11 protein-coding genes and 1 pseudogene are annotated in these 8956 nt (G+C 66.8%); 8 read left to right on the plus strand and 4 right to left on the minus strand.

From position 1 onward, the window contains the following. The first annotated feature begins 236 nt into the window (after positions 1-236). The 5 genes from EAO73_RS35940 (at position 237) to EAO73_RS37315 (ending at position 6049) form a co-directional block, all read left to right on the plus strand. Positions 237-404, plus strand: a complete 168-nt coding sequence (locus EAO73_RS35940; RefSeq protein ID WP_191134062.1) for a hypothetical protein — start codon at positions 237-239, stop codon at positions 402-404. A gap of 203 nt (positions 405-607) precedes the next feature. Next, complete coding sequence (locus tag EAO73_RS14540) at positions 608-916, plus strand: hypothetical protein (protein WP_147971936.1); 309 nt, start codon at positions 608-610, stop codon at positions 914-916. Positions 917-1352: 436 nt separating this feature from the next. Next, a complete protein-coding gene (locus EAO73_RS14550) occupies positions 1353-1769 on the plus strand; it encodes an HIT family protein (RefSeq protein ID WP_224756301.1) in 417 nt (138 codons plus the stop codon). Between the two features lie 416 nt (positions 1770-2185). Continuing rightward, positions 2186-5752, plus strand: a complete 3567-nt coding sequence (dnaE, locus tag EAO73_RS14555; RefSeq protein ID WP_147971938.1) for a DNA polymerase III subunit alpha — start codon at positions 2186-2188, stop codon at positions 5750-5752. Positions 5753-5848: 96 nt separating this feature from the next. Further along, on the plus strand, positions 5849-6049 hold the full coding sequence (locus EAO73_RS37315) for a transposase (protein ID WP_191134063.1): 201 nt from the start codon (positions 5849-5851) through the stop codon (positions 6047-6049). Positions 6050-6258: 209 nt separating this feature from the next. On the opposite strand, the gene EAO73_RS14565 is transcribed toward EAO73_RS37315, so the two are convergent. The 3 genes and pseudogenes from EAO73_RS14565 to EAO73_RS14575 form a co-directional block, all read right to left on the minus strand. Continuing rightward, on the minus strand, positions 6259-6780 hold the full coding sequence (locus EAO73_RS14565; protein ID WP_147971939.1) for an HAD domain-containing protein: 522 nt from the start codon (positions 6778-6780) through the stop codon (positions 6259-6261). 110 nt (positions 6781-6890) lie between these two features. Next, a pseudogene (locus EAO73_RS36565) lies at positions 6891-7040 on the minus strand (arsenical-resistance protein); the annotation flags it as partial. A 49-nt stretch (positions 7041-7089) separates the two neighbouring features. After that, a complete protein-coding gene (locus EAO73_RS14575; RefSeq protein WP_147971940.1) occupies positions 7090-7491 on the minus strand; it encodes an ArsR/SmtB family transcription factor in 402 nt (133 codons plus the stop codon). 80 nt (positions 7492-7571) lie between these two features. Here EAO73_RS14575 and EAO73_RS14580 point away from each other — a divergent pair, with 80 nt between their 5' ends. The 3 genes from EAO73_RS14580 (at position 7572) to EAO73_RS14590 (ending at position 8627) form a co-directional block, all read left to right on the plus strand. Continuing rightward, on the plus strand, positions 7572-8045 hold the full coding sequence (locus tag EAO73_RS14580) for an ArsI/CadI family heavy metal resistance metalloenzyme (protein ID WP_147971941.1): 474 nt from the start codon (positions 7572-7574) through the stop codon (positions 8043-8045). A 118-nt stretch (positions 8046-8163) separates the two neighbouring features. Beyond that, positions 8164-8412, plus strand: coding sequence for a hypothetical protein (locus EAO73_RS14585; protein WP_147971942.1), 249 nt, complete (start codon positions 8164-8166; stop codon positions 8410-8412). Next, the gene (locus tag EAO73_RS14590) at positions 8409-8627 is read left to right on the plus strand and encodes a LexA family protein (RefSeq protein WP_147971943.1); all 219 of its coding nucleotides are present in this window, start codon (positions 8409-8411) and stop codon (positions 8625-8627) included. The genes EAO73_RS14585 and EAO73_RS14590 overlap by 4 nt, the downstream gene beginning before the upstream one ends. A gap of 128 nt (positions 8628-8755) precedes the next feature. Here EAO73_RS14590 and EAO73_RS36570 read toward each other — a convergent pair. Further along, positions 8756-8956, minus strand: a 201-nt coding sequence (locus EAO73_RS36570) for a hypothetical protein (RefSeq protein WP_147971944.1), incomplete at its 5' end; no start/stop codon positions are given.

Genomic DNA, 8956 nt, shown 5'->3' on the forward strand with positions numbered 1-8956 from the left:
ACCCGGGGGCGAACGCCACCCGGCCGAGGTCCGCGATCTCTGACGTCCCGTTCGGCGAGCGCTGCCTCCAGAGCGTGAACCCCCTTCGGGGAACCCGGACGCGCAGTGAACGCGGTGCCGGCATGACCCTTGCGGGAGCGACTGAGGCCGCCTGGGTCGGAGACCGACCACAAGAGGGTGCCTACATATCCGGCGACGGGGTACAGGGAATTCACTTTCGATGAGAGGGGCTTGTCATGCTCGGCATAGTTGCGGCAGTGCTGTTCTTCGTTTCGTTCCTGATCAACGCGGCGGATATCAGTACCAACGATGTGTTCTCTTCCACGAACGTGATGCTGCTGGGCCTTACGGCCCTGGCCCTGCACATAGCGGGGGTGGGCCACGGCTGGGCCCGCAGGCGGTGACTTCCCCCTGTGGCCTGCCCGAGACGGTGGGCTCGGTCGACGACGAGGCAGCCGTTGCGCGACGTGTTCTCGAAGAGAGGCACCGGAGGAAATAGTGGTGGGGCGGGGCGCGCAGAAGTCGACGGCGGCCTTGTGCCACGCTCGCGTTGTCCTGCCCGGCCCATCCCTCGCGCAGCACAACGCCAGGACATACAGGAGTCTCCATGACCAACTTTGTGATCACCGTCCCCGGCACGTTCGTCATCGACATCACTCACTCCACGCGGTCGGCTCTGGAGAGTGCGCTGGCCTCACAGCACACGGACGTGAGCAGGAGCGAGGGCCTGGACCTGCTCTCACTCAACGAAGACGGCACCTTCTCCGTCCGCCTGGAAGTCGAAGCACCGGATCGATACGAGGCCGAACTGAATGCCAGCAGGATTCTTGCCGCAGCCCTGAAGAAGGCAGGAATCGAAGAAGCGGACGCCCCGCTCGGCCCGCCCGCAGTGACCGGAATCGACAGCGACCTCTGAGTCGTGGCACTGCCCGGCTTCGCGGCCCGGCCGGAATTTCTGCGGGGTAGGAGACGCACATGACTTTATCGAAGCCTTTGAAGTACGCACTCGTTGTTCTCGGCGTTTACATCGCCGGAGCGCTGTACCTGCGGTTCGGGAACCATGAGAGCTGGGGCAAGGCGTTACTGATCTCCTTGTTCTGCACACCGGTCGTGTTGTTGTGGTGGTGGGTCCGGGACCGCTTGATGGATCGAGCCCGCCGGGCCGGTGAGCGGCACAGGCTGAGGGCCGCAGCGCCCCGCTCCAGGGACTGAGCAGGGCGCAGGTCGGCTCTGTCCACGAGAACCGGCTCCGGCCCAGCTTCCGCAGGCGTACGCACAGATGTCGCCGTCAACTCCCTGCGGAACCGCAACACGCGGCCGACACCATGCTGGTTCTGACAGGATCTGATCGCATGGACTGCACCTTCTGCCGACTGATACAGGACGACGCCGCCCGGTGGGTGACGCGCGGGCCCGTGGTCAGCGCGTTCGCTCCGCTGGATCCCCTCGCGCCGGGGCACACCCTGGTGATCCCCACGTCCCACTGGGCGGACATCTTCGACACTCCACCGGAGGTCTTGGCGCAGGCAGTGGCGCTGGTCCAACGCCTTGCCGGGAAGATGCGGAGCGAACTGAAGGCCGGCGGCGTGAACATCCTGAGCGCAAGCGGCCCCGACTCGGAGCAATCAGTACCTCATCTGCACTTCCACGTAGTCCCACGCTGGTCCGACGACGCGTTCACCACCTGGCCCGCAGAACGCTCCCGTCACCGGATCGACGGTGACCCTGTCACCCAGCTCGCCAAAGCCATGGCGGCTCAAACAAAGTGACAGCACAACAAAAGCCGTGCCAGAACCGGTTCTCATGGACAAGACCACGCCGGCCCATCTGCGGCCGGCAGTGGCCCGAACAGCGACCCGGTCCCGACCATCTCCCCGCGAACCCGCCGCCGAGCGGCGCGCGATACCCGGCCCACAACCCGGTGACCTGCACGCGCATGCCCGGGGCTCCGGGCTGGCGGATCCGGCCTCACGCCGACCGCTGCCGCTGTCGGTGAATAGGTGGTCATGAGCGGCGGGGCAGGCATTCGTACGAGTTCGCCACCACTCCACTAAATACCCTCTGACCAGGGCTTTTGTCTCGTTCGAAGGTCTACCCGGACGTGTATGCGTGACCCGGCGCGTCGGCGCTCCGCAGGGTCTAGGGTGGGGCCCTTCCACGACCCTGCTCCGGAGGTGCCTGCCCGGTGACGGACAGCTTTGTTCACTTGCACAACCACACCGAATACTCGATGCTCGACGGCGCGCAGCGGCTCAAGCCGATGTTCGCGGAGGTGGCCCGACAGGAGATGCCGGCCATCGCGATGAGCGATCACGGCAACATGTTCGGTGCCTACGAGTTCCAGCAGGTGGCCAAGGGCTTCGACGGCGTCAAGCCGATCATCGGGATCGAGGCGTACGTCGCACCGTCCTCCCGCCGCAACCGCAAGCAGGAGTTCTGGGGGCCGGGCGGTGTCCGGGCCATGGCCGATGACGGCGAAGGCTCCAAGGACGTCTCCGGCGGCGGACGCTTCACCCACATGACGATGTGGGCCCGCAACGTGCAAGGCCTGCAGAACCTCTTCTATCTCTCGACCGAGGCCAGCTACTCCGGACAGTTCCCGGCAGGCAAGCCGCGCATGGACATGGAACTGATCTCCGAACGCGCGGACGGGATCATCGCAACGACAGGATGCCCCTCCGGAGCGATCCAGACCCGCCTGCGCCTGAACCAGTACGCCGAGGCCCGCGAGGTCGCCGCCTCCTACCAGGACATCTTCGGGAAGGAGAACTACTTCCTGGAGCTCATGGACCACGGCCTGGACCTCGAGCGCAACGTCCGCGCGGACCTGCTGCGCCTGGCCAAGGATCTGGGCATCCCGCTGCTGGCCACGAACGACGCGCACTACGTCCACGAGAGCGACGCGGACGCGCACGACAACCTGCTGTGCATCGGGGTGGGGAAGAACAAGGACGACCCGAAGCGGTTCCGCTTCAACGGCAGCGGCTACTACCTCAAGACCGCCGCCGAGATGCGTGAGCTGTTCTCCGAGCTGCCCGGGGCCTGCGACAACACCCTGCTGATCGCGGAGCGCGTCGAGTCCTACGAGGAAGTCTTCGCCCACGAGGACGAGATGCCGCAGTTCCCCGACGTCCCCGAAGGGGAGACGCAGGAGTCGTGGCTGCGCAAGGACGTCCTCAAGGGCCTGGAGATGCGCTACGGCAGCCCCGTCCCCGACGAGGTGCTGGAGCGCTTCGAGACCGAGATGACGGTCATCGGCCCCATGGGCTTCTCGTCCTACTTCCTCGTGGTCGCCGACATCTGCCGCTACGCCCGCGACAACAAGATCCCGGTCGGGCCGGGCCGTGGCTCGGCCACCGGTTCGATCGTCGCCTACGCCACCCGTATCACCGAGCTGTGCCCGCTGGAACACGGTCTGCTTTTCGAACGGTTCCTGAACCCCGAGCGCATCAACCCTCCGGACGTCGACCTCGACTTCGACGACCGCAAGCGCGACCAGATGGTCCGCTACGTCGTCGAGAAGTACGGCACCGAGTACACGGCGATGGTGAACACCTTCGGCAAGCTGAAGGCCAAGAACGCCATCAAGGACTCCTCGCGTCTGCTGGGCTACCCCTTCGCGCACGGCGAGCGGATCACGAAGGCGCTGCCGCCCGACGTGATGGGCAAAGGCATCAGCATCGACGGCATCTTCGACTCCGCCCACCCCCGCCACAGCGAGGCCGGCGAGGTCCGCACGATGTACGAGAACGAGCCGGACGTCAGGAAGGTCATCGACTCCGCCAAGGGCGTCGAGGGCCTGATCCGCGGCACCGGTGTGCACGCCGCCGCGGTGATCCTTTCCAAGACGAAGCTCACCAACCGCATCCCGCTGCACATGCGTGCCAAGGACGGGGTGAAGATCACCGGGTTCGACTACCCCTCATGCGAAGACATGGGGCTCGTCAAGATGGACTTCCTCGGACTCCGCAACCTCGGCGTCATCGACCAGGCCATCCAGAACGTGCGAACCAACCGCGGCGTCGACCTCTCGACCGAGACGATCCCCCTCGACGACAAGAAGACCTACGAACTCCTCGCCACCGGCAACACCTTCGGCATCTTCCAGCTCGACGGCGCCGGCATGCAGACCCTGCTCAAACTGATGGAACCCACCCGCTTCGAGGACATCGCAGCCGCCCTCGCCCTCTACCGGCCCGGCCCCATGGCCGCCAACGCCCACACCAACTACGCCCACCGTAAGACCGGCCGCCAGAGCATCGAACCGATCCACCCCGAACTCCGCGACGCCCTGGAACCCATCCTCGGCAACACCTTCCACCTGCTCATCTACCAAGAGCAGATCATGGCGATCGCCCGCCGGCTCGCCGGCTACACCCTGGGCGGCGCCGACCTCCTGCGCCGCGCGATGGGCAAGAAGAAACCGGAGGTCCTGGCCGCGGAGTGGGAGAAGTTCCACGGCGGCATGCGCGACAACAAGTACTCCGAGGAGTCGATCAAGGCCCTCTGGGACGTCATGCTCCCCTTCTCCGGCTACGCCTTCAACAAGTCCCACACCGCCGGGTACGGACTCGTCTCGTTGTGGACCGCCTACCTCAAGGCGAACTACCCCGCCGAGTACATGGCCGCCCTGCTGACATCGGTCGGCGACGACAAGGACAAGGCCGGCATCTACCTCGCCGATGCCCGCAAGGCCGGGGTGACCGTGCTGCAGCCCGACGTCAACGAGTCGTTCGCGGAGTTCACCGCCATCGGCGACGACGTGCGCTTCGGCCTGCAGTCCGTGCGCAACGTCGGGGAGAACGTCATCGCGTCCATCGTCGACGGGCGCCAGACCAAGGGAAAGTTCGCCGACTTCCCCGATTTCCTCGACAAGGTCGACCTGCCGGCCCTGAACAAGCGGGCTGTTGAATCACTGATCAAAGCCGGCGCGTTCGACTCCCTCGGACACACCCGCAAGGGCCTGTCCGCCGTCCACGACAGCGCGATCGACTCCGTCATCCCCGTGAAGAAGGCCGCGGCCATCGGCCAGGACGACCTCTTCGGAGACCTCGCCGGCACCGGCGAGGAAGGCGGCGGCTTCGGCCTGGCCTTCGCCATCGCCGAGGACGAGTGGCCCCGAAAGGCCCTGCTGGCCACCGAACGCGAAATGCTCGGCCTCTACGTCTCCGCGCACCCCCTCGACGGAACCGAGCACGTCCTGGCCCAGCACCGCGACACGACCATCCCCGACCTCATCGCCTCCGGCCGCACCGAAGGCGTCGTACGGCTGTCCGGACTCATCACCGGCGTCCAGAACAAGATCACCAAACAGGGCAACACCTGGGCCCTGATCAACCTCGCCGACCGCGACGGCACCATCGAAGTGCTCTTCTTCCCCGCCGTCTACCAACTCGTCGCCGCCGCCCTCCTCGAAGACAGCGTCATCAGCGTCCAGGGCAGGATCAACGACCGCGACGGCGCGCTCAGCATCTTCGGCCAGGAGATCCAGGTACTCGACATCTCCTCCGCCGAGCGCTCCGGAGCAGCCCCCATCCACCTGCGACTGCCCTACCACCGCGTCAACCAGCAACTCATCACCGAGCTGAAGCGGATCATGCAGGCACACCCCGGCGAAAACCCCGTACGCCTGTCCGTCAGAGGACCGAGCAAGACCACCGTCTTCCAACTCGCATCCAACGTCAACGCCCACACCATCGCCTCCGACATCAAGGGCACGTTCGGCATGGACACCTGGCAGGGAGTGTCGTAAGAGCTCGTAACACGATCTTGTTGATGACGGCTGGTGGGGCGTAGCCGGTGTGACGATTCGGCCGTTCGTGAAGGTGTGGTTACTCGACCGTGGATCGTGGACGATGAGTTGTGGGCGTTGATCGAGCCGTTGTTGCCGCCGTGGTCGGAGACTTCGCCGAGGTCTCGGCCGGTGTCGGACGGGCTCTGTCTGCAGGGCATTCTGTTCGTCCTCTACAACGAACCAGCCTGGCAACTCCTGCCGATGGAGCTGAGGTTCGGCTCAGGGCAGACGTGTTGGCGTCGCCTGGACCGATGACAGGAGGCAGGGGGCCTTCGACCGGCTGCACGGGGCCCTGCTTGCCGAGCTGAACGCGGCCTGCGGACTCGACTGGTCGCGCGCGTGCGTGGACGGCTCCCGCATCCGAGCGAAAAAGGGGGAGCCGACACTGGTCCGTCGCCGGTCGGCCGGCGGAAGACAGGCAGCAAACGCCACTTGGCTTGCGACGGACGCGGCACCCAGCTGTGTCAGTCCAGCTGTCTCAGCCACGAGTCGAGAGCCGCGAAGTCGCTGGCAGTCAGGCCGTGGCGGGGATCGACCCGATGGAGCAGGGCTTGCCCCTGATGGTGGGCAGCGACCCAAGACCGATCGGTGTCGGTGACCTCGTCGTCGACCCAGGCGAACGGGCGTCCCTCAGCCCATTCGACAAGGGCACGGGTCTTCCAGTGCAATCCGTTCCGCTCGTCCTGCTCATCAATGTCGGACGGCTCCGGCCAGACCACCACGGGCAGCTGCGGCAGACCGATGCGGGGCGCGATGCACTCGTTCGCGTCCGTCATCCATGTCGTTGCCCAGACCACCTCGCACGGGAGTGCCGCCAGCCGGGGGCCGTGCTCGGGATTGATCCTGGTCAAGAGCGGATTCGCATCGGCACCATGCAGTCCGGGGCCAGCCGCATAGGTCGGATACGTCTGGGACGCCGCGCCGAACGGGATGAGCGGCCCGTCAACATCGAGAAACAGCAGTGCACGCTGCACGGAACCGGTCACGGAAGCACGATAGCGGCGGATCCCACCCGCGACCGCCTCGATGACCCGGGCCCGACCCGCTTGCTGCTATCTCGCGTGAACATCCACGTGCTCCAAGATCCGCAACTGCTGACCAGGCCCAGTGCGATCGGCGGGGAGACACCGGTGACGGTGACCCTGGCCAGCTCGTTGCCGAGGCCGGGCATGAGGCGGCCGAGGCCGAGTCCGGCCGCCATCGCGAGAAGGATCCATGCGGCGAGATACCGGTCGAGGAAGGACAGCCGTCCTGTGACCGGCGCGGTCGGCTCTGCCGCAGGGGCGGCTGGTCGGTCACGAGGCGGCCCCGGCTGATGTCTTCGCGGGCAACGGCTGCCCGGCGGGACGGGTAAGGACCGAGGCGAGCCGGTCGGTCGTCTGCGGCAGCAGGCGGTAGTACACCCAGGTCCCGCGCCGCTCGGAGTCGATGAGTCCGGCCTGCTTCAGCAGCTTCAGGTGGTGGGAGATCGTCGGCTGCGACAGGTCGAAGGCCGGGGTGAGGTCGCAGACGCAGACCTCGCCGCCCGCCCGGGAGGCGATCATCGAAAGCAGCCGCAGGCGCACCGGATCGCCCAGCGCCTTGAAGATCTTTGCCAGATCGGCCGCCTGGTCCTCGTCCAGCGGGGCGGTCAGCAGCGCTGGGCAGCAGCCTTCAACGTCGTCCTGACCGAGTACTGCAAACTCTTGTTTTGACATACTTCTATATTGACGTTCTCCGATCCAGGGCGCAAGGTTGCATCGACAGGCATCGAATCAACCTGATCGGGGAGACCGCCATGTCCCGTGTCCAGCTGGCCCTCAACGTCGCCGACCTCGACGCCTCGGTGACCTTCTACTCCAAGCTCTTCGGGGTCGACCCCGCCAAGCGCCGCCCCGGCTACGCCAACTTCGCGATCACTGAGCCGCCGCTCAAGCTCGTCCTGATCGAGGGGGAGCCCGGCCAGGACACCCGCCTCGACCACCTCGGCGTCGAAGTCGAATCCACTCAGACGGTCACCGCCGCCACCGACCGCCTCAAGAAGGCCGGCCTCGCCACGTTCGAGGAGACCGACACCTCCTGCTGCTACGCCCTTCAGGACAAGGTCTGGGTCCACGGCCCCGGCAGGGAGCCCTGGGAGGTCTACGTCGTCAAGGCCGACGCCGACCAGAGGGGCAAGAGCCCCGCACTCGACGGCGCAGACGCCTGCTGCACCGACCAGCCGGCACCCGAAACCGCGCCAACGACCACCGGCTGCGCATGCGGCAGCTGAGGCACCGCATCCGCGGTACCGACCGGTGGGCCTGAACGTGTCCGCCGGGCAGCGCGTACACGCCCACGCGCGAGGGGCCAGCGTGCACCAAAAATCGAACAGGTGCTCTAATCGGTGGATGGACTCCCTCCGCTTCCCCGATGGCCTGGTCCGTGCGCAGCAGGCATGGAACGCCACCTATGACGCCCTCGCCGTACCGAACCCCCGCCACTTGACCGTGCTGCGCCGACGTCTGCTGCGCCTGTCGGTCCTCCTGCACACGCACCCGTTCTGGGCGACCACCCCTGGCGGAGCGCCGGCGGCCCGGGTGGAGCTGCGCCGCCGCGCCCGTGCGTCTGGGCAACGACGTGATGAGCGATCGGCGTGAACCCGGCCGGGTTGTCGCCGCGGCAGGAGGCCGTCCTGCGCGCGGTGCGGGAGTGGATCGCCGAGCACGGTGAAGGTCCGTCGGTCCGGGAGCTCGGTGCCCGGGTCGGTCTGTCGAGTACGAGCTCGGTCGCGTACCAGCTCGGGCGCCTGGAGGTGCTCGGGCTCATCAGCCGGACCGGCCGGCGCTGGCAGACCTGCCGCCTGCGCCCGTGACCAGGGTGCTGGGTCAGCGGTCCGGGCACTGCGCGGGCCGGTCCAGAAGTGACGGCATGCCGTCACCGGTGCTCTGAGCTGCGAGGGTCAGCGTTTGGGTCAGCGTTTCAGCGCCCGGCTGATGCGGTTCATGGGATGTCGCTTTCCCAGACGAATGGACCATTCGCGGCGCCGGGGGCGGGTGCGTAGGAAGCGCGCCCGCCGGGGTAGGCGCTGTACGGGGCGATCAGGAACGCCCCGGTCTCGATCTGCTCGTCTTGAACGGGGTCCAGCCGCCCCGGCGGCGGGGTGAGTTCTAGATCTCGTCGCTCCAGCCGGCGACATCGAGC

It is taken from the genome of Streptomyces sp. col6, assembly GCF_008042035.1.
Taxonomy (GTDB): domain Bacteria; phylum Actinomycetota; class Actinomycetes; order Streptomycetales; family Streptomycetaceae; genus Streptomyces.